General features: G+C 40.3%; 17 protein-coding genes. 11 read left to right on the top strand and 6 right to left on the bottom strand.

All coding sequences use genetic code 11. The features are described 5' to 3' along the window. Positions 1–91 precede the first annotated feature (91 nt). Together HP439_RS02120 and HP439_RS02115 are read left to right on the top strand one after the other, a co-directional pair. Positions 92–1,252 (top strand): FAD-dependent monooxygenase, encoded by a 1,161-nt coding sequence (locus HP439_RS02120; RefSeq protein WP_246229175.1) that lies wholly within the window; start codon positions 92–94, stop codon positions 1,250–1,252. Positions 1,253–1,258: 6 nt separating this feature from the next. Then, positions 1,259–2,197 (top strand): NAD(P)-dependent oxidoreductase, encoded by a 939-nt coding sequence (locus HP439_RS02115; protein WP_172388692.1) that lies wholly within the window; start codon positions 1,259–1,261, stop codon positions 2,195–2,197. Here HP439_RS02115 and HP439_RS02110 read toward each other — a convergent pair. Further along, the gene (locus HP439_RS02110; RefSeq protein WP_172388691.1) at positions 2,178–3,050 is read right to left on the bottom strand and encodes a UbiA prenyltransferase family protein; all 873 of its coding nucleotides are present in this window, start codon (positions 3,048–3,050) and stop codon (positions 2,178–2,180) included. The genes HP439_RS02115 and HP439_RS02110 overlap by 20 nt on opposite strands. 178 nt (positions 3,051–3,228) lie before the next feature. On the opposite strand from HP439_RS02110, the gene acs reads away from it, so the two are divergent. The 8 genes from acs (at position 3,229) to mnhG (ending at position 11,233) form a co-directional block, all read left to right on the top strand. Beyond that, positions 3,229–5,148, top strand: coding sequence for an acetate--CoA ligase (gene acs / locus HP439_RS02105; RefSeq protein ID WP_172388690.1), 1,920 nt, complete (start codon positions 3,229–3,231; stop codon positions 5,146–5,148). Positions 5,149–5,412: 264 nt separating this feature from the next. Further along, positions 5,413–7,722 (top strand): putative monovalent cation/H+ antiporter subunit A, encoded by a 2,310-nt coding sequence (locus tag HP439_RS02100; RefSeq protein WP_172388689.1) that lies wholly within the window; start codon positions 5,413–5,415, stop codon positions 7,720–7,722. A 70-nt stretch (positions 7,723–7,792) separates the two neighbouring features. Further along, positions 7,793–8,203, top strand: coding sequence for a Na+/H+ antiporter subunit B (locus tag HP439_RS02095; RefSeq protein WP_172388688.1), 411 nt, complete (start codon positions 7,793–7,795; stop codon positions 8,201–8,203). Between the two features lies 1 nt (position 8,204). Continuing rightward, the gene (locus HP439_RS02090) at positions 8,205–8,561 is read left to right on the top strand and encodes a Na+/H+ antiporter subunit C (protein ID WP_172388687.1); all 357 of its coding nucleotides are present in this window, start codon (positions 8,205–8,207) and stop codon (positions 8,559–8,561) included. Further along, positions 8,558–10,069 (top strand): proton-conducting transporter transmembrane domain-containing protein, encoded by a 1,512-nt coding sequence (locus tag HP439_RS02085; RefSeq protein ID WP_172388686.1) that lies wholly within the window; start codon positions 8,558–8,560, stop codon positions 10,067–10,069. The genes HP439_RS02090 and HP439_RS02085 overlap by 4 nt, the downstream gene beginning before the upstream one ends. A 3-nt stretch (positions 10,070–10,072) precedes the next feature. After that, the gene (locus HP439_RS02080; RefSeq protein WP_172388685.1) at positions 10,073–10,549 is read left to right on the top strand and encodes a Na+/H+ antiporter subunit E; all 477 of its coding nucleotides are present in this window, start codon (positions 10,073–10,075) and stop codon (positions 10,547–10,549) included. Then, a complete protein-coding gene (locus HP439_RS02075; RefSeq protein WP_216657742.1) occupies positions 10,546–10,821 on the top strand; it encodes a monovalent cation/H+ antiporter complex subunit F in 276 nt (91 codons plus the stop codon). The genes HP439_RS02080 and HP439_RS02075 overlap by 4 nt, the downstream gene beginning before the upstream one ends. Continuing rightward, positions 10,814–11,233: a monovalent cation/H(+) antiporter subunit G gene (gene mnhG / locus HP439_RS02070; RefSeq protein WP_172388684.1), complete on the top strand. Its 420-nt coding sequence runs from the start codon at positions 10,814–10,816 to the stop codon at positions 11,231–11,233. The genes HP439_RS02075 and mnhG overlap by 8 nt, the downstream gene beginning before the upstream one ends. Positions 11,234–11,281: 48 nt before the next feature. On the opposite strand, the gene HP439_RS02065 is transcribed toward mnhG, so the two are convergent. Next, complete coding sequence (locus tag HP439_RS02065) at positions 11,282–12,373, bottom strand: lactonase family protein (protein WP_246229172.1); 1,092 nt, start codon at positions 12,371–12,373, stop codon at positions 11,282–11,284. A gap of 284 nt (positions 12,374–12,657) precedes the next feature. Between HP439_RS02065 and HP439_RS02060 the strand changes: the two genes are divergently transcribed. Then, positions 12,658–14,031: a peptidylprolyl isomerase gene (locus tag HP439_RS02060; protein WP_172388683.1), complete on the top strand. Its 1,374-nt coding sequence runs from the start codon at positions 12,658–12,660 to the stop codon at positions 14,029–14,031. Positions 14,032–14,354: 323 nt separating this feature from the next. Here HP439_RS02060 and HP439_RS02055 read toward each other — a convergent pair whose 3' ends face one another. The 4 genes from HP439_RS02055 to HP439_RS02040 all read right to left on the bottom strand — a co-directional run bounded on the left by HP439_RS02055 (position 14,355) and on the right by HP439_RS02040 (position 19,897). Then, positions 14,355–15,218 carry a DUF4440 domain-containing protein gene (locus tag HP439_RS02055; protein ID WP_172388682.1) on the bottom strand — a complete coding sequence of 288 codons (864 nt, stop codon included), beginning with the start codon at positions 15,216–15,218 and terminating at the stop codon, positions 14,355–14,357. A 23-nt stretch (positions 15,219–15,241) separates the two neighbouring features. Further along, positions 15,242–16,714 carry a cysteine--tRNA ligase gene (cysS, locus tag HP439_RS02050; RefSeq protein ID WP_172388681.1) on the bottom strand — a complete coding sequence of 491 codons (1,473 nt, stop codon included), beginning with the start codon at positions 16,712–16,714 and terminating at the stop codon, positions 15,242–15,244. 20 nt (positions 16,715–16,734) lie between these two features. Then, the gene (der, locus tag HP439_RS02045; protein ID WP_172388680.1) at positions 16,735–18,039 is read right to left on the bottom strand and encodes a ribosome biogenesis GTPase Der; all 1,305 of its coding nucleotides are present in this window, start codon (positions 18,037–18,039) and stop codon (positions 16,735–16,737) included. 520 nt (positions 18,040–18,559) lie between these two features. Continuing rightward, complete coding sequence (locus HP439_RS02040; protein WP_172388679.1) at positions 18,560–19,897, bottom strand: glucosidase family protein; 1,338 nt, start codon at positions 19,895–19,897, stop codon at positions 18,560–18,562. Positions 19,898–20,129 lie beyond the last annotated feature (232 nt).

Here is a 20,129-nt window from a genome sequence, read left to right as displayed (position 1 = left end):
CTTATATGAGTTGCGCGCAGAGAGGTTATCGGTAGAAAATTTCATGGAACTGACGCGCGAAATAGACGGCACACTATAGTAACATCCGAGTATGGAGATGACCAAAATAGCGATCATCGGCGGTGGCGTCGCAGGACTAACCACAGCTATCGCACTTCAAAAAATTGGTATTACCGCCAATATTTATGAACAGTCCCAAAAATTACGGGGCATCGGTGCCGGCTTCGGATTGGCCGCAAACGCGATGCACGCACTTGATATTTTAGGTCTTCGTGAAGGCGTCGAAAAAATTGGACATTTCCTCCCATCATATAATATATTAGATGAAAAAGGGAAGAAGCTCGTCGCACCAAAAACAGAGCAGATTGGTTCCTTCTATCAACAAAGAAACTTTGCATTGCACCGTGGACAGCTCCACAATTTTCTTTCGCAACAACTTTCCCAAGATCAAATTAATTTAGGTAAACACGCGGTCCGTTTTACTAAAGAAGTTGACGGCATATTCGTGTATTTTTCTGATGGCACCAGCATCCATACCCAAGCTTTAATTGTCGCTGACGGTGTTCACTCCAAGTTACGGGAGCAGTTACTCCCTAAATCCAAACCACGTTATGCCGGTTATACTTGCTGGCGCGCGGTGATCGATAAACAGAATGTTCATTTAACAGATTCGTGTGAAACCTGGGGTAGTAAGGGTCGTTTCGGGATGACACCTTTGGTCGACGACAAAATATATTGGTATGCATGTATCAATGGGAAACAAAATGATCCTGTTTTTTCTAAATTTGATATTGACAATCTACGTGAACGCTTTGCTGGTTATCACAAACCTATCAGCGAAATATTAAGCAACACAACGACTGATCAACTTATTTGTAGCGACATCCTAGATATAAAACCCCTAAAACGCCTCGCTTTTGACAACATACTGCTAATCGGCGATGCGGGACACGCCACGACTCCTAATATGGGACAAGGCGCATGTCAAGCAATTGAAGATGCAGCCGTGTTATATCATGAAATTCAAACCGCTAATAACATTTCCAATGCTTTTTTAAAGGTTTCTGAACGCCGCCTAGCAAGGACTCGCTATATCACCAATACATCCCGACAGATCGGGTGGTTTGCACAATGGGAAAATAAGCCACTCATTCGAGTTCGGAATACGCTCATGCGTATTATGCCCGAGTATCTAAAGCAATTGCAATTAAGAAGATTATTAAACGAAGATTTTACGTCTATTAAAATATAACGACCAATGAACACAAACATACTCATAGTCGATGATGTACATGAAATTTTGTTAGAAAAGCTCACGAATAACGACATCAAGTTTGACTACCGCCCCGAATTCTCAAAAAAAGATGCAAGTCAAATCCTAAGCCAATACACAGGCCTTATTATTCGATCAAAATTCCAAGTGGATAGCGATTTTATTGATCTGAGCAGCAATTTAGAATTCATCGCTCGTGCAGGCGCAGGAATGGACAACATAGATGAAGATTATGCGCGCACAAGAGGGATAACTTTGTTAGCTGCAAATGAAGGTAACTGTGATGCGGTTGGTGAACACATGATTGGTATGCTGCTTAACCTCATGAACAACCATAATCGTGCTAATATGCAGATAGCAACCGGAACATGGGACAGAGAAGGAAATCGGGGATACGAATTAAAAGGTAGAACGGTGGCTCTTATTGGCTACGGGCACAATGGTCAGGCAATGGCGAAGAAACTATCCGGATTTGACGTTAAAGTTATTGCTTATGACAAATACAAAACAGGATTTACTGATGAATATGCGCAAGAAGTGTCAATGGAAGAAGTAGTACGGCAAGCCGACGTTCTAAGCTTCCACATTCCATTAACCAAGGAAACAAAAGGACTTGTAGATAACGAGTATTTGTTCCATTTCCGAAAGCCTATTTTCTTCTTGATGGGGGCTCGGGGAGGTATTGTCGATATTCAGGCAGTATTAAAAGCACTAGATACAGGAAAGATTGTTGGGGCCGCTTTCGATGTACTCCCGGTAGAAAAATTCCCTTCGCTCGCCCAACAAAGTTGGTACCGCAGTCTAACCGCACGAGACAACGTGATACTGAGCCCCCACGTCGCCGGTTGGACCTTCGAAAGTTATTTTAAATTATCGGACATCCTGGCGGAAAAAATCATTGCCTTTACGAAAAAAGGGAAATAGCAATTGCCACTGTAAAAAATTGTACAACCAAAGCAAAGTCGAGTAAATACGCATAGTGATAACGTTCCGAATTGCGGAATACAACAGTCTTAAGTAACAGTGCTACACCAATATTGGTTATTAATATGCCTATTTTCAACCTCAAGGAAAAGGGTGTTAATAGGATAGCCGAACTATGTACAAAAAGCAATGTATAGCACAGACGAATCGCTTTGACCGCACCAATCATGTTTGGTATTGTTTTAAGATGATAGTACGAATCTTGCTTAATATCGCGTATATCAAATGGCAGGGTGCATATAATTAAAAATATAAACTTCAAACCAAAAAGACTGACCAATTTCAGTTGATCGGGCTGCCAGCCATCTAAATACAATTCATAGGCGGGCAAACACACCGAACTTAAGACCCAAACAAGTGCAATATGAAAAATCTTAACTCCAGGCAGCTGGCGAAGCCCGACCCATTTGCCATTATAAGGGAATAGTGGGAAAGAATAGGCAACACTAAGGAGCCCCACTCCTGCTAAAAAGAATAAACTAAAAAGATGGATCTCTCGAATAGCCAACAAAAGTGCAATAAATGCGAGGATACTATTTCCCCAAAGTACCCATTCATTCTCGAACACCCACCGAGTTCGCATGTAAGAGGACTTGAGCGGGTCCTTAGGTTTGGAAAGCCATAAGCTAAAATTGTATAATAATAACGTTGCAGCTCCCTCAATCACTATAATTGGCCAGTCGAAAGCTGTCTCGAAAAAAAAATATGTGAGCGCACATTGAGCCATCGCTGCAATAGCAATTAACAGGTTCGTATGGACTAGAAAATAGTAACTCTGCTTGATTATTTTCACAAAATAAAGTTAACGATACTTATTCAAAAGGGATATGATTGTTGTTCAAATTGCAAGTTAAAATTGATAATAATGGCAAAAAAAGCTAAATTAGCTAATCAATATCCTATACAGACACAATATAATAAAATGATGTCCGTATTGAATAACTACAAATATTAAATAGTGTTACCCACAAATGAACCTACAAATTAAAAGTTTCGAAGAGTATCAAGACGCGTACAAATATAGTGTCGAAAACCCATCAGCTTTCTGGGGAGAAATTGCTGAAAATTTCTTTTGGAAAAGAAAATGGACGAATGTATTAAATTGGAACTTCACCGAACCGAATATAAAATGGTTTGAAGGTGGTAAATTAAACATCACTGAAAATTGCCTTGATCGTCATGTGTATAACTTGGGAGATAAGCCTGCTATTATTTGGGAACCAAACGATCCTAATGAAGCCCACCGTATACTTACATACAAACAATTACTTAACAAAGTAGAAACGTTTGCGAATGTTTTAAAAAACAACGGTGTAGTAAAGGGAGATCGCGTATGCATATACTTGCCGATGGTTCCCGAATTAGTCATTGCCGTTCTAGCGTGCGCACGTATTGGAGCAATTCACTCTGTCGTATTTGGAGGCTTTTCGGCACAATCGATCGCAGACCGGATTATAGATGCAGAATGTAAACTCGTTGTCACGTCAGACGGAGGATACCGAGCAGGAAAAGTGCTGGAGTTGAAATCGATCGTTGACGATGCGCTTATGCAATGCAAATCTGTTGAACGGGTCATCGTGTTAACCAGAACCCGCACACCTATTTCAATGATTAAGGGTCGTGACGTATGGTGGGAAGATGAAATCAAAAAAGTTGAAACACAAGGTAATCCAGCATGTCCCGCCGAAGAAATGGATGCAGAAGACCCTTTGTTTATTTTATACACATCGGGCTCGACAGGAAAACCGAAAGGAGTGGTTCATACTACCGGCGGATATATGGTATACACTGGTTATACCTTTTCCAATGTTTTCCAATATCAGCCTGGCGAAGTTTATTTTTGCACCGCAGATATCGGATGGATTACAGGGCATAGTTACATTGTCTACGGACCACTCTCACAAGGTGCTACTTCGCTCATGTTTGAAGGCACACCGACCTACCCCGACGCCGGACGTCTTTGGGATATCGTTGACAAATATAAGGTCAACACGCTTTATACTGCGCCTACGGCAATACGGTCTTTAATGGCTTTTGGAGATGAATTTCTTGACGGCAAAGACTTGAGTAGCATCACTAAATTAGGATCAGTTGGAGAGCCGATTAATGAGGAAGCGTGGCACTGGTATGATGAAAAAATTGGTAAAGGCAAAGCGCCTATTGCTGATACCTGGTGGCAAACCGAGAACGGCGGAGTTCTGATCGCTCCAATAGCGGGAATTTCACCGACCATTCCTGGATATGCAATGTTACCGTTACCTGGAGTTCAACCATGCTTGATGGATGAGAATGGAAATGAGATCCAGGGTAATGATGTTTCGGGCAATCTCTGCATCAAGTTTCCGTGGCCAGGAATGTTACGCACAACATGGGGAGACCACGAACGCTGTAAACAAACCTATTTCGCCACTTACGAAAACAAATATTTTACAGGCGACGGTGCTTACCGAAACCCAGAAGGATATTACAAGATTACAGGGCGTGTGGACGACGTTTTAAATGTGTCTGGGCATCGTATTGGTACAGCAGAAGTTGAAAATGCTATTAACATGCACTCTGATGTAGTTGAATCAGCAATTGTAGGCTATCCACACCCAGTTAAAGGACAAGGGATTTATGCCTATGTGATTGCAAATCATCATATCGATGAGGACAGTACGCGCAAAGATATTTTACAGACAATCACTCGCCTGATCGGTGCCATCGCAAAACCTGATATCATTCAATTTGTTTCCGACTTACCAAAAACCAGGTCTGGTAAAATAATGCGGCGTATCCTACGTAAGATTGCAGAGGGAGAAATACAAAATCTCGGTGACACCTCCACCTTGCAAGACCCTACGGTAGTAGATGCCATTATTGAAGGGGCCGAAAAGATAAAAACTAAATAAAATTAATCTCTTGATACAATAAACACAACAGGATGGAATTTATATTTCCGTCCTGTTGCGTTTTCATATGGCAGATAATATTCATTATACCGATTGTCAAACACCTTCACGAGCTCCCTCAAAAACTTATAATAACCGGAAAATTCAAAAACAGCAAGTTTCCTGAAAGGAAAAAAACAAATTCACACAAGAGAAATACGCGTGATTTATAATTAAATTCGTATTTTTATAGCATTTCCAAATTAATTACATTATTAATACTGCATGCTATTTACTGTTTTAACAGGACTAATAACATCGAGCCTTCTTATTCCTTTTGGCAAGTTTATTAAGACGAAATGGAGCATTTTACTTCCATTAATCCCTGTAATATTATTTTTATATTATCTACTTCAGCTTCCCGCTGTTGTTTTAGGAAGTAACTATCTGCAGCATGTTAATTGGGTTCCATCGCTAGGATTAAATCTAGACTTCAAACTAGATGGACTCTCTCTCCTATTTGCACTCCTGATAACAGGCATTGGGTCTGCGATATTCTTCTATGCACGGAGCTACCTCAAAGGGCATCCTTATTTCGATCGTTTCTTTGGATACCTACTTTTGTTTATGAGCGCCATGCTCGGTGTCGTTTTGTCCAATAACATATTGAGCCTGTTTGTATTTTGGGAGCTAACAAGTATTAGTTCGTTTTTTCTGATTGGCTTCAACAACGATAATAAAGATTCGAGAAATAGTGCGATCACGGCTCTAAGCATTACTGGACTGGGAGGTTTCTTTTTACTCGCCGGTTTAATACTGATGGGTAACATTGCTGACACCTATATTATTAGTGATCTTGTTTCTCGCCGTGAAGTTTTAATAAATCATCGACTGTACCCTGTTGTAATAGGTTTACTATTTATGGGGGCTTTTACCAAGTCTGCACAATTTCCATTTCATTTCTGGTTACCTGGAGCAATGAAAGCTCCGACTCCCGTGTCGGCATATTTACACTCCGCGACAATGGTAAAAGCAGGAATTTACCTACTCGCTCGATTCACTCCTGCGTTGGGGAATACACAATATTGGAATACAACTTTAATGATTGTAGGAGGCTTCACCATGCTTATGGCTGCTATCCATGCTTTATTTCGAACTGATCTTAAAGCAATTTTAGCTTATTCGACGATTGCCGCCTTAGGCATGCTTACGTTCCTTCTTGGAATGGGTACAACTGAAGCTCTCATCGCAGCAAGTGTATTCATACTCGTCCATGCCCTGTATAAAGCGACTCTATTTATGGTGACGGGTATCATCGATCATGAAACACATACTCGTGACATCACCAAATTAAGTGGCCTACGAAAAGTTCTGAAACCGGTATTTATAGCTGCCTTATTAGCTGCCCTCTCTAGTGCCGGATTGCCCTTTACATTTGGCTTTATCGGCAAAGATCTTATCTATGAGGCAACGCTACATTATCAACAAAACTGGCAAATTTGGTTAACCGCGCTTGCTGTTGCCACTAATATCGGGCTCGTTGCTGCTGGTTTCATGGCTGGAATAAAACCTTTCACAGGCGCTTTACCTCAAGAATACGAACAAACACACCTCCCGCCAATTTCTATGTGGATCACGCCTTTAATTCTCGCGATATTAGGAATCATTTTCGGAATTTTTCCTTCAATAACCGGCGACTATTTTTCTCATCAGGTTGCCAATGCTATTGCAGGACAGGAAACCAATCTTCATCTAAAAATATGGCATGGGCTGAATACCGTTCTGATCCTAAGTTTAACTACGTTAGCCGCGGGAACTGTAGTATATCTATTTAACAAGCCAAGTGAAACCAAATTAGCAGCGCTCGAGAGAGCGGACAAGTTCTCTGCACGGTATGTATTTGAACGTGTAACAGATCGCCTGACGATATTTGCAAAATGGTATACCGATCTTTTTCACAATGGCTTCCTTCGCTCATATCATTTTCGGATCATTTTAGCAGCAGAACTACTTCTGGGTTATAAACTATGGTTAAGCGGCCCTATTTATATCAACTTTGACCAACTAACACCTTTATCCTGGTATGAAGTCGGCATCACCTTGATTCTTTTAGGAGCGCTATATATTGTTGTCACAACCAAATCGAGACTTACTTCTGTAGTGTCGACTAGTGTCATTGGTTATGCCGTCTGTCTACTTTTTGTTTTTTATAGCGCGCCTGACCTAGCGATGACACAGTTTACAATTGATACGCTGACAACTGTTTTATTTGTGTTGGTGCTTTACAAATTACCACCATTTATTAATCTCACCTCGAGGAAGGTACTGGTACGAGATGCAATATTGGCGCTAGGATTTGGTGCCATACTTGCAATGATTGCTTTACGCATATTATATGAACCGAATACCACTGAGGTGAGTGATTTCTACGGAGAAAATGCATACTTGCTGGCTAAAGGAAAAAATGTAGTTAACGTAATCTTGGTTGATTTTCGAGGAATCGATACGATGTTCGAAACAGTTGTTCTAGCAATATCGGCATTAGGAGTATACAGTTTAATTCGTTTACGATTAAAATCCTCAGAAAAAGAGTAGCTATTATTTGTAGGGCGAAATAAATAAAAAACTATTCTCTTACGATGTAAGGGACAAAACAACAATTCAAATGAAAAGTGCAATATTACAAACGGCGACACGATATCTACTTCCCATATTGTTGCTATTTTCGTTCTTCTTACTTCTTCGGGGGCATTATTATCCTGGAGGGGGCTTTGTAGGGGGATTAGTAGCTTCAATAGCTTTTGTCCTTCATAGTTTCGCAAATGGAACCGAGGCTACAATGAAGATTCTTAGATATAAACCCCTCTCACTCATTCCGATAGGCTTGGGAATAGCAGCGATAAGCGTCGTGTTACCTCTACTTTTCGGTTTACCCGCCATGACGGGTTTATGGTTCGAGGAGCCGATTCCAGTTATAGGGATGATTGGTACTGCATTATTTTTCGATCTTGGAGTATATTTCGTGGTGATCGGTGTCGTATTAACAATTTTATTTACCATAGCGCTCGAAGAATAAAATGGAATTACTTTTAGTTTTAGTTTTAGGATTACTTTACTCTGCTGGGGTTTACCTAATCCTGCGCCGTAGCATGGTTAAACTCTTGTTAGGTATTATGCTTTTAGGAACCGGCACAAATGTTTTAATTTTTGTAGTTGGCAAAATAACCAAAGGTCATCCTCCAGTTATCGACGAAGCATACAAAGTATTTCAAGAAATATATGCCGACCCCATTCCACAATCACTGATCTTAACCGCAATTGTGATAAGTTTTGGCCTTACATCTTTTGCTATCGTGCTATTGAAACGTGTATACGCGTTAGTAGATTCCGATGATTTGGATAACCTGAATACCCCTGAAGAAGAAGATATATGATAGACAACCATATTTTAGCTCCCATATTTGTACAGCTTTTCGTCGCTATCATTCAGTTGATATTCTGGCGTAAAACCATTACGCAACGTTACTTAAGCATCGGCGGGAGTATTATAGGGCTACTCGTGGCAATCCGTTTATTCAGCAGGGTATATGATGGTGGAATTCTCACCATGAATGCCGCCAATTGGGATGCCCCATTCGGAATAGTCTTTGTAGCAGATATGTTGAGTGTGACACTTGTACTTTTAACTTCAATTGCTGCATTAGCGGTATCCCTATTTTCGTCTGTTGGGTTGAGCCGTCAACGTATGCTCTACGGATATTTCCCGATATTTCATTTCCTAATTATGGGACTTCAAGGCGCATTTTTAACCGGCGATATATTTAACCTCTATGTGTTTTTCGAAGTGATTATCATTTCTTCGTTTGTATTGATGACACTAGGAGGCAGGAAGGCGCAACTTGAAGGGGCTGTAAAATACATGGCTATGAATATATTAGCCTCTACTTTCTTTCTAACAGGTATAGGGATTCTGTACGGGCTAACAGGATCGCTGAATATGGCCGATTTATCCCTGAAGATACAAGCAGTACATAATAAATCTCTAATAGGTATTACTTCTTGCTTCTTCATTATTGGATTCGGGATCAAATCCGCTGTATTCCCTTTATATTATTGGCTGCCATCTTCTTACCACACTCCCCCCTCGGCTGTGGCCGCAACCTTCGGTGGACTGCTGACCAAAGTAGGCATCTATGCGATGTTGCGCGTGTTTAGTTTAATATTTATTCCTGACGAGTTCACACGTAACCTACTCCTAATAATCGCCGTTTTTACGATTATTACCGGGGCATTCGGGGCGTTGAACAAAACAAATATTCGAAGATTGTTTTCCTACTTGATCGTGTGCCACATTGGTTTTATGGTTGGCGGTATTGCGATGTTTAGTAAGGTTGCACTCATGGGGACTATTTTCTACCTTGTTCATGACATCATTGTAAAAACGAATATGTTCCTCATTGCCGGCTTGATCCGTCAGCTTCGCGGCACAATGGATATGAATAAACTCGGCGGTCTATACCGGGACTATCCGAAAATATCCTTACTTATCGCCATTGTTTTATTTTCGCTTGTAGGGATCCCGCCATTATCAGGATTTTGGCCTAAAATTTATCTTTTTCAGGAAGCATTCACCCAGGAACAATATTTCTATGTATTCGGGTTAATCGTAGGTAGCTTTGTGACACTGTATGTTATTGCGAAAATGTGGTCGGAAGTTTTCTGGAAGCTACCTGAAAATGAACACGAGATAGATGATCGTTTCGAGCCATTGCCGCTCTATAGAAAAATTTTAATGGTATTTCCTATCGGTATATTAGGCCTAACGACTTTATATATTGGACTCAATGCAGAGACGATTGTGCAAATAGCGGATCGGATTTCCTCTCAACTGATAGATACATCAGCGTACGTCGAAGCGGTATTGGGCAACAAAATTAAATAACTCATGATAAAGTATTTTTTAATGAACCTTTTGCTATCCGGGATTTGGGTAGCCCTCACAGGTTCCATGTATTATACCAATTTTCTATTTGGCTTTCTACTAGGATTCTTTACGCTATGGATCATGAGCCGAACTGAAACCGATCAACGTTATTTCTACCGAGTACCCAAAGTGATAAGTTTCCTTTTTTACTTTTTATTTGAACTGATAAAAGCAAACATACAGGTCGCATTTGATGTGATAACACCACGCTATTTTTTCAAACCAGGAATCGTCAAATATCCGCTTAACGCAAAAACTGATTTCGAAATTAACTTGTTGACCACGATGCTTTCATTGACTCCCGGAACACTTATATTAGATGTAAGTGAAGACAAAAAGGCAATTTATATTCACGTCATGTATCTCACCGATCCAGAAACTTTCGTTAGACAAACTAAAACCGGATTGGAGAGAAGACTTTTATCTATTTTACGATGATTACATTAGAAGCCTATTTTGACTACGTTATACTCCCAATTCTCGCCATATCGGTAATGTTGGTATTTATCCGACTGTTTCGTGGCCCTGCTGTTGTGGATAGAGTAATTGCCCTCGACCTTATTATTACTATTGGTATTGGAATTATCACTGTGTATAGCATTCGTACACATCAAAAAGTATTATTAGATGTGGCAATAATTCTTGCACTCATTGCATTTCTTGGAACAGTTGCATTCTCTTATTATATAGAAAAACAAAAAGATGATTGAGATTATATTAGCTATTTTAAGCACTGCCGGCGCTCTTTCTATTTTATTCGCCTCCATCGGAATTCTCCGCATGCCTGACTTTTACTTGCGCCTATCCGTGACCGTTAAGGCCTCTACACTCGGCGTGGGGCTACTGTTGATCTGCGCAGCGATCATGTTTCCTGATGTCTCGGTAACGACCAAGGCGATTGCCATTATATTTTTCCTTATCATTACAGCACCAGTTGCAGCACACATGATCGGACGAGCTGCCTATTTTACAGATATTCCCTTATGGAAAGGAACCATCGTTGATGAATTGCATGGAATGTATAACGAGGATACGCATGAATTGGAAAGTACCCCAGATAATCTACCCCCCGACACAGATGGAGATTCGAATATTGCAACGACCGAATCTGAGACGAAATAGCAAAAAAAAATCAACTTTTTTACTAGCGTGTATAACTTGATTCCCTTATTAGAAGACGATACAAACGGGTGTTGCAATTTGTATATCTTTTTCCAAATTTTTTAACACGCCTGTTTCGATGTCTCGTTGAAATACCACAATGTTATCCGAATTTTGATTTGCAACGAGTAAGTAATGTCCGTCGGGAGTGATATTAAAATTACGAGGTCCTTCCCCTCCTGTCGAATAAACATTCAACTTTGTCAATTTACCATCCTTTTCTACAGCAAATTGAGCAATGCTATTCGCCTGGCCTCGGTTGCTCGCGTACACATATTCACCGTCCGATGATAGTTTTATCTCAGCAGCACCATTTTTACCGGTAAAGTCATCCTTATTAATCGATATTGTATCAACCCGTATCCACTCTTTCTTTTCTCTTTGATAATGTGCAATCATTCCGCTCATTTCCAGAAGCACATAAAGATTCTTAGCTTTACTGTCTAATGCGATATGACGAGGACCACCTGCAGCAGGGGTATCAATTACACTATCTTCAACTAAGGAAAAAGAGGTTCCTTTTTTTTCTACTCTATAAACGGTGACCTTGTCGGTTCCTAAATTTTGTACATACACAAATTTTTCATCCGGACTAAAGAATGCTGAATGTACGTGAGAAGATTCCTGTCTATCTTTATTCGGGCCTGAGCCAACTTGTTCAATCAGCTGAACTCTATCACCAAGAGCTCCGTTCTCCTCGATACTGAACAGCGCGAGAGAACCTCCTCCATAATTGGATACTATGGCGATCGGGTAACGCTTGCTAACTGCTACGTGGCATGGATAGGTCCCCCCAGTGGGTATAGCATTTACAAATGAAAGTGCATCGTCGTCAAAAGCGAATGATGAAAGCGCGGCCGTACTGTCCCCTTTTTCATTTACGGCGTACAACGACTTTCCATCCGCAGAACGTGCTAAAAACGAAGGATCCTCACTCGTGGTATTGGAATACATAGTCGCTTCTCCATTACTAAGATCGAATTGATAAAAATATATCCCTTGACTTCCCTTATTAGTATACGTACCAATAAACATAGGGATCTTTTGCGCTACAGCATTAAAAAACATACATCCTATTAGTAAAGTTATAATTGCTTTCATATTTTTTTTGATATTTTAGCTACTCTTCAGAATCATTTCCAAGGTACGCAATATTCACCCAATTATAATACCAACAAAATCAATGAATTTATAAACTACCCAGTTAGGGGATTCCAACACGTTAAATATGGTTAAAGTAACGTCATATAAATATGTTTTTAATAATTTAGCGCGCAAAGATTTAGTACATTTGAATCTGGTCAATAATCGCGAAATTATAATGGTCGAACAAAGGGAAATCCCATTATTTCTAGTAATTTTGCGATGAGTAAAGTAGAAGATAAATGATGAGAAAATATATATATTTAGTTGGGGCGATGATCGCAACTGTATGCTTCTTTCAAACAGCAAAGGGTCAAGGAAAATTGGTTGATCGTGTCGTAGCAACAGTAGGTTCAAGCATTATCCTACAATCTGATGTTGAGCAGCAATATGCTCAATATTTAGTACAGGGGCAACCGGCTAACGAAGAAGTAAAATGCTACATGTTACAGCAACTCGTCACTCAGAAATTATTATCCCAGCAAGCAATAATAGATTCAATTGAGGTTTCTGAATCCGAAGTAGATGATGATCTTAACCGAAGAATGCAGTCCATGGTTCGGCAGGCGGGAGGTAAAGAGCGCCTTGAGGAATTTTTAAACCGCTCTTTATTACAGTACAAAGAAGAGATGCGTCCCAATATTGCAGAACAATTGAAAGCGCAACGTATGCAAATGAATATCGTCTCAACTATTAACGTCACTCCTCAAGAGGTGAAACGTTACTTTGAGGGATTGAACCAAGATAGTCTACCCTACTTTAATACAGAAGTTGAAATTGGAGAGATTGTTATTAAACCCGTTCTAACCAAGGAAGAAAAAGAACAATACCGACTAAAAGCGGAAGGATTTAGAAAGCAAGTATTGGATGGATCAGATTTTGGAACAGTCGCTCGCCTATACTCCGAAGACAAGGGTTCTGCCGTGTCTGGTGGGGAACTCGGATTTGCAACGCGGGAACGCTATGTTAAAGAGTTTTCAGCGATGGCTTTTAAACTTAAAGAAGGGGAGATTTCTCCTGTGTTTGAAACCACATACGGATTCCACTTCATGCAGGTATTACAACGTAGAGGGGAAGAAGTAAACGTACGCCATGTACTAATCCAATCTAAACCAACGAGCGCCAGTCTAGAGCGCGCTAAACTTAAGATCGACAGTATCTACGACAAGGTAAATTCAGGTAAATTAAGTTTTCATGCTGCTGCTTCCTTGTACTCTGAGAGTGAAGAAACGAAGTATTCCGGCGGTATGATCCGTAATCCACAAGATGGCTCCGGGTTGCTGCCGATGGATCAGTTGGATCGTGAATCATTCACTGCGATCGATCCACTAAAGGTTGGCGAATATTCTAAATCTTTCATATCTAAGGACCAAACAGGAAATGAACTCTACAAATTCATGTACCTTAAGTCGCGTGTAGCACCCCATAAAGCAAGTCTTGAACAAGATTTTGCCAAGATACAGGAGGCCGCAAAACAAGATAAAATAAATCGTAAACTGAGTGAATGGTTTGAACAGCGAAAGGAAAACACCTTCATCGATATCAACGAAGATTTTTACAAATGCGATGAACTAAAGCTATGGACTACGAAAGATGATTCGTTAGCGAAGAATTAGATACATTCAACAGTTTATAATGAACAGATCCTTGGGCTAAGATAACCTAAGGATCTGTTTTTTTATTTGTTATTTATCACTTCTCCCCGCCAGACTTTGTGTCGTCATTTCAACCGGGCTAGCACAATTTTCGGGCATAAGAAGGTATTTGTATATCCGAAATAGGAACGAGTGATTAGGTTTCAAAGATAAAATAGAATTTTTGACCAAAAGTAAATAGGTACCCTTAAAAAAATTGGATCAAAAAAAAATGCTCCTCCTAAATTAATAGCAAAAACATTTTTATTATTCTAGTCACTTTAAAAATTGGATCTATATCATTTCTAGCGTTCGAACATCATCTCGATCATTACACGCCATTGATAATCGTCCTTAAGTTGCCAAACGCGAACGTAGTTGAACTTTACAACCTTCTCTTTGGAGCGCACTGTAGCCGTGCCGGACGTATAGGCGTACTCGCCGCTATAAGCCCGTCCCACTCCAGAAGGATCGGTTGTGATTTCAATTCGTTTTTTCTTTAAAAAAGCCAGTACATTCTTTTTCCCTTCAATCTCTTCCTCCCAAGGATAATAATAACGAACATCATCAGATAAAAATTCGTTGAACGCTGTTTCGTTGTTGGCTTTGAGTATAGTAGAGAACAGTACATCACTTTGCGTGACGACTTCTTCCCGCTGCTGCAGACGCACTTTAGAACGATGTTTTAGGTACCAAGAATCATCCGGTTCATAAAAGATGAAATCGGATTTCGGCCCTTTCCCAAAATTCTCCACTTCAGCGCGCAGATGGATTTTCCAATTTCCTTTTCTATCCCGATTCCAGATCGTCAGATATTGTCCATATCTTTTTATCACGCCTATCTTTTGAAATTCCATACGTCCTGAGGTTACTCCCCATTCCAAACTCTTAGACACAAGCGCAAAATTGGGAGTCCAACTCATTACGTCAGGAATATTGGGACGGTTATTCAAATAATCTAAGGCATTAACAGGAGATGGAACATATAAAGTAGAATTCTTATCAACAATTGACATTAAAGCCTCATGCGGACTTGTATTTTTGGAAAGATTCGCTGCATTTCGATCTGCAGTAATGAGGCTTCCAACTTTATCTGGTAATTGTGCCGATGCCCGTAAAAATAGCATACAAAATAATGCGAGCGACAACTGGACTTTAGTAAACTTCATTTAATTCAATTTGCGTCGTATAATCAAATCTTATTCCAAAGTGTACCATCTTTGCTATCTTTTAATTGAACACCGATAGCATTAAGGTTTTCACGAATACGATCCGACGTAGTAAAATCTTTATTTTTCTTAGCCTCATTTCGGATATTTATAATGATTTGCATCAAATCGTCCATATTATCCGTGGACGTACCTTCCAGGGACTCATTCAATCCCAAAATGTCTGAAACAAAAACGTGCATAAATTCCTTTAACGCCGAAATAGTTGCTCCATCGATAGCCGCCTTACCGTCGTAAGCTGCGTTGATAAAACGAACTGCTTCGAAAAGCTCTGCAATTAACACAGGTGTATTAAAATCGTCATCCATTGCGGCGTAACAGCGTGTTTTGAGTGCAGGTAAATCAAACTCGCCACTTCCTTTACCACTTGGATTAATTTTTTCGAGTAAGCCGACAGCGCTCATTAGCCTTTTATAGCCTTTGTCTGCAGCAATCAGCGCTTCATTCGAAAAGTCAAGCGTGCTGCGATAATGCGCTTGCATCATAAAGAAACGTACCGACATCGGAGAAAAGCCCTGTTTAAGTAGTTCGTGATTGCCTGTAAATAATTCATGAGGCAAGAATCCGTTACCTGCCGACTTTGACATTCGAGCACCATTTACAGTCAACATATTAGTATGCATCCAATATTTCGCTGGATGAACATGATTGCAGGCCTCTGACTGAGCGATTTCATTGGTATGATGGGTAGCCGCCAAATCCATGCCCCCTCCGTGAATATCAAATTGAGCCCCTAGGTATTTGCTACTCATCGCTGAGCACTCAATATGCCAACCTGGAAACCCCGAACTCCAAGGGGCTGGCCAACGCATAATATGTTCTGGTTTAGCTTTAATCCATAATGCAAAATCCAGACGCCCGCGCTTCTCATCCTGCCCTCCCAATTCCCTAGTATTATTTAAAAGATCGTCAAGTTTACGATTTGTCAGTATAGTATAGTCGTGATTCTTAGTATATTTTTCTACGTCGAAATATACCGTGCCGTTCTTTTCGTAGGCATAACCATTGTCAATAATCTGCTGAACCATCTCAATTTGCTCTGATATATGACCAGTAGCTGTCGGTTCAATGCTTGGTGGTAACGTATTAAAAAGACGCAATACTTCGTGGAAGCCCAGTGTATACTTCTGAACAATTTCCATCGGCTCTAATTGTTCTAATTTTGCCTTCTTAGCAAACTTGTCATCACCTTCATCTCGATCTCCCTCCAAATGTCCCGCATCTGTGATGTTTCGCACATAGCGTACCTTATAGCCTAGGTGCAATAAGTATCGAAATATCATATCAAAAGACACGAAAGTTCGACAATTACCTAAATGAACATCACTATAAACTGTAGGACCGCAAACGTACATACCGACGAACGGGCCATTAAGCGGTTCAAATTTTTCCTTTTTTCGAGTTAAAGTATTATAAAGAACAAGATTGTTTTCCATAAAGATTAAAGATACTCAGATTATTTTTGTCTAAAATATATTTGAATAGGTACTCCATTGAAATCAAAGTGTTCACGAATCTTATTTTCGATGAAACGCTTATATGGATCTTTGATATATTGCGGCAGGTTACAGAAAAATGCAAACATAGGAGTACGACCAGGTAATTGTGTTACATATTTTACCTTAATATATTTCCCTTTAGTCGCTGGTGGCGGGTAATTTTCGATAATCGACAACATCACGTCATTCAATTTCGATGTCGAAATCCTCTTAACTTTATTAGCGTATACCTCTAAAGCAGTTTCAACGACTTTGAAGATACGTTGTTTTTCGGTGACAGAAGTAAACACAATTGGCACATCGTTAAAAGGCGCTATCTTTTCCCTAATTCGTGTTTCAAATTCTTTGGCAGTTTTGTGATCTTTTTCAACAGTATCCCATTTGTTAACTACTATAACGATGCCCTTTTTATTTTTCTCTGCTAAATGGAAGATATTAATATCCTGCGCTTCAATTCCGTCGTTAGCATCTAGCATTAAGATAACAACATCTGAATCTTCCAAAGCTTTAATCGTACGCATAACAGAGTAAAACTCGATGTCTTCGTTTACTTTACCCTTTTTACGCATACCTGCTGTATCGATCATTAAGAACTCATGTCCAAATTGATTGTAATGTATACGTATTGAATCGCGTGTTGTACCAGCAACATCTGTTACGATATTTCTATCGACACCAAGCAAAGCATTTGTGAGAGATGATTTACCAACGTTCGGGCGTCCGACGATTGTAATTTTCGCAAGAGTATTTTCTTCCTCTTCTCCTTGCTCTGGAAAATGTGACACGACCGCATCCAACAATTCGCCCGTTCCTGATCCAGTAGCGGACGATATATTAAAAATTTCACCTAATCCGAATGCATAGAACTCTGCGGAGTCGTGATGCAACTTAGCATGGTCAACCTTATTCGCTGCAACATAAACAGGTTTAGAGCTTCTTCGTAATAAATCTGCGATCTCGTCATCAAGATCCGTAATCCCCGTTGTTACGTCAACCATAAAAACTATAACCGATGCTTCTTCGATGGCGATATGCACCTGATCCCGAATAGCTTCCTCGAAAATATCATCAGAACCATGGACAAACCCACCAGTATCAATCACTGTAAATTTCTTTCCGATCCATTCGGCGGTTTCGTAGTGGCGATCGCGCGTCACGCCACTAAAATCGTCGACGATCGCTTTTCTACTTTCTGTAAGACGATTAAATAAGGTTGATTTCCCAACGTTTGGGCGACCAACAATTGCAACTATATTTGCCATAACTGTTTTCGGTATTAATATACGTTACCTCACGGCAACTTACTTTTTATTCAAGCCCACAAAGTTACGATAAAATAGTTGATTATACGCGTTGAATATAAAATGGATTTAATTAAAAACCATGGCTAAAACCATTTGACTCCGCATATCGTTTTGTCATTCAAATTAATCAACTCAACCACAGAACCGAAATACTAAAACATCAGTGTCTCTATAAGTTTTGACTTTCTTATGAAAGTAAATGCCTTGGTAAAACAACCATTCTTGTGGGTGCAGCAGAATTGATCTTGACTGCTCCTAAATCATGCTTTGGACTAACCGCATAATAGCTTTTCTCCAATATACGGTTTTACCTACGACAGCAACGGATTCAATTTCAATAATCCCACCGGGCGAGAACAATGATACCTCAAAAATGTCGTATTCATATCGTTCGCGCGCTTACTGCTTTCGGATGGTCTTGCAAGGTGATTTAACCGCAGCCTGAATGTGCAGTGGACCTAAGTTGGTAATAGTTTGTTCAGTTCGATGCTTTGTGTGCGCTTCTTTCTCCTTGGACTTCATTTGCCCAGTCATGAAAGTAAGAGATGGTGGTCGACAGGACTCCAGCAGCGCCTTTGAATTTACCAGAGCCACTTGGAATATTACCCTTAGCATACCACTCGTAAAAACCCTGGTTTATAACCACACGATCGATCATGGGACGGACCTCGTCGTATGCTTCTTGAACAAAACCATGCTTGATCAATTGCTGCACCATGCGCCCGCCAAACCAGGTCCAGTCTCCGCCATTTTGGTATGCATAAGGTTTCGCCATCCAACCTTTAAAAAAATCTTCGGGGTATGCTGGATATACTGTTAAACCAATGCTCGGCATACCCGATAACTTGACATTCTCGACCATTTGTCGGTTCACGTGGGCAATTTCCTCCCTGCTCAGCAGACCAGCTTCGATAGCGACCGCCGTTCCTCCATGGTAATGTATTTGATTTTCATCAAACCCCTCGGGGAGCGGGCTATCGCCTGGATAAAGATGGGGGATGAATTTCTGCTTCGCTGTGTCCCAAAGGTGCAAGCGCGTATTGTCAAAGAAAACCTGCCTTAAGTTTATCCATTTTTGCCGCTGATCCTTATCATCTGTCAACGATATCAGGTAGTCCAACGCAATAATCATCATCGCGTTATCGTATACATCAATAGCCTTATGCGATAATTCATTCCAATCACAACCAAAATCGTCCAGAGGCTGTACATCACCCCAATCGGCTGTCATGGCTCCCCAAAGCAGTCCGTAACTTTCGTTATACCGTTCTTTCAAAAGGTAATCAATCATGCCCTCCACACGATTCATCACCGTTCTGCCAGCAACTACTTCGTTAAGGATCTGCTTGTCACCCGACTTCAATACATATTTTCCCAGAAGTTGAATCAAGGACGTTTCCTGATCGGTTTCGACTGTATTTTTAAAACCCACATGGTCCGGTGCGACTGCCGAATAATAAGGGTTATCGTCGTTCCAGGTAAAATCCGCTTTGATTACATACCCATCTACCATCTCATCATTTTCCTGCTGCAAGGCGAAGAAGAGCAGAATTGCTTTTCGTATTTCTTCCGTACTCCGTTCATCGATAGCAGTTTCGATAAAACTATTTAGATCACGCGCCCAGATCTGCGAATAGCCACTTCCAGCATTAAATCCCTCGCGTATCGTAGCACGTGCTAAACGGTCTACCTGCACCAAACTGGTATCCGCTAAAATTTGTTCCGCCAGTACCTGATCGTTGTTATTCGTCGGATTCTGACAAGTGATGGCGAAAACCGTTAAACCAACTATGCTAAAAAACATCTTTTTTTTCATCTAATGCGTATTATTTAAGATCGATTGCTTCCGGCAAGTAAGCTATAAACAAAAAGTAAAATTCAGGCTTCGCTTTCAGCAACGGCTATATGTATATACAAATATATAATAAACCCTATAGAAACATAAGTTTAATTCTACATATTATCGTCCTCAATGTGTTATTTGCAACTAAAAGTAAGTACACTGAACTATAATCGACATTTTCATCTTAAAAGGTTTCGATTTTAAC

Source organism: Sphingobacterium shayense (assembly GCF_013179575.1).
GTDB lineage: Bacteria > Bacteroidota > Bacteroidia > Sphingobacteriales > Sphingobacteriaceae > Sphingobacterium > Sphingobacterium shayense.
Note: the sequence above shows the minus strand (reverse complement) of the source record. Positions and strands in the feature narration are given on the sequence as shown.

Excerpts from the sequence above, each read along its gene's own strand:
- HP439_RS02120 (WP_246229175.1), top strand. The coding sequence starts at position 92 with ATGGAGATGACCAAAATAGCGATCATCGGCGGTGGCGTCGCAGGACTA.
- HP439_RS02115 (WP_172388692.1), top strand. The coding sequence starts at position 1,259 with ATGAACACAAACATACTCATAGTCGATGATGTACATGAAATTTTGTTA.
- acs (WP_172388690.1), top strand. The coding sequence starts at position 3,229 with ATGAACCTACAAATTAAAAGTTTCGAAGAGTATCAAGACGCGTACAAA.
- HP439_RS02100 (WP_172388689.1), top strand. The coding sequence starts at position 5,413 with ATGCTATTTACTGTTTTAACAGGACTAATAACATCGAGCCTTCTTATT.
- HP439_RS02095 (WP_172388688.1), top strand. The coding sequence starts at position 7,793 with ATGAAAAGTGCAATATTACAAACGGCGACACGATATCTACTTCCCATA.
- HP439_RS02090 (WP_172388687.1), top strand. The coding sequence starts at position 8,205 with ATGGAATTACTTTTAGTTTTAGTTTTAGGATTACTTTACTCTGCTGGG.
- HP439_RS02085 (WP_172388686.1), top strand. The coding sequence starts at position 8,558 with ATGATAGACAACCATATTTTAGCTCCCATATTTGTACAGCTTTTCGTC.
- HP439_RS02080 (WP_172388685.1), top strand. The coding sequence starts at position 10,073 with ATGATAAAGTATTTTTTAATGAACCTTTTGCTATCCGGGATTTGGGTA.
- HP439_RS02075 (WP_216657742.1), top strand. The coding sequence starts at position 10,546 with ATGATTACATTAGAAGCCTATTTTGACTACGTTATACTCCCAATTCTC.
- mnhG (WP_172388684.1), top strand. The coding sequence starts at position 10,814 with ATGATTGAGATTATATTAGCTATTTTAAGCACTGCCGGCGCTCTTTCT.
- HP439_RS02065 (WP_246229172.1), bottom strand. The coding sequence starts at position 12,373 with ATGAAAGCAATTATAACTTTACTAATAGGATGTATGTTTTTTAATGCT.
- HP439_RS02060 (WP_172388683.1), top strand. The coding sequence starts at position 12,658 with ATGATGAGAAAATATATATATTTAGTTGGGGCGATGATCGCAACTGTA.
- HP439_RS02055 (WP_172388682.1), bottom strand. The coding sequence starts at position 15,218 with ATGAAGTTTACTAAAGTCCAGTTGTCGCTCGCATTATTTTGTATGCTA.
- cysS (WP_172388681.1), bottom strand. The coding sequence starts at position 16,714 with ATGGAAAACAATCTTGTTCTTTATAATACTTTAACTCGAAAAAAGGAA.
- der (WP_172388680.1), bottom strand. The coding sequence starts at position 18,039 with ATGGCAAATATAGTTGCAATTGTTGGTCGCCCAAACGTTGGGAAATCA.
- HP439_RS02040 (WP_172388679.1), bottom strand. The coding sequence starts at position 19,897 with ATGAAAAAAAAGATGTTTTTTAGCATAGTTGGTTTAACGGTTTTCGCC.